1 protein-coding gene is annotated in these 534 nt (G+C 63.1%); it reads right to left on the bottom strand.

Annotated elements, in window-relative coordinates:
- Window positions 1-84 precede the first annotated feature (84 nt).
- The coding region (locus DNK89_RS23905; RefSeq protein WP_153064353.1) for a prolyl oligopeptidase family serine peptidase at window positions 85-534 on the bottom strand (450 nt) is incomplete at its 5' end.

Genomic DNA, 534 nt, shown 5'->3' with positions numbered 1-534 from the left:
GTCGGGACCGGTGGCGGTGACTTGGACGAATAGTGAAGCATCCGGCTATTCTATGTGCCGGTCGTCCGGGTGGCAAGTCGACCCCTACGCGGTCTGCTTGCCCGTTACCTTCAGCGCGAACGCGTAGTTCAGCGCGATTTCCTCCAGTCGCGAGAAACGGCCGGACGCACCGGCATGGCCGGAGTCCATGTTGATCTTGAACAGAACCGGATTGTCACCACTTTTCACCTCGCGCAACTTCGCCACCCACTTCGCGGGCTCCCAATAGGTCACGCGCGGATCGTTCAGGCCGCCCGAAATGAACATCGGGGGATAGGCCTGTGCCCGGACATTGTCATAGGGGCTGTAGCTGCGGATCAGCTCGAACGCCGCTTGGTCCTCGATCGGGTTGCCCCATTCGGGCCACTCGCCCGGCGTCAGCGGCAGTTCGGCGTCCATCATCGTGTTGAGCACATCGACGAACGGCACATCGGCGATCACCGCGCCCCAGAGCTCGGGGTCCGAATTGACCACCGCGCCCATCAGCTCGCCGCC

Source organism: Acidovorax sp. ST3 (assembly GCF_003231145.1).
GTDB lineage: Bacteria > Pseudomonadota > Gammaproteobacteria > Burkholderiales > Burkholderiaceae_C > Acidovorax.
This window is presented reverse-complemented; position numbering and strand designations above follow the sequence as displayed.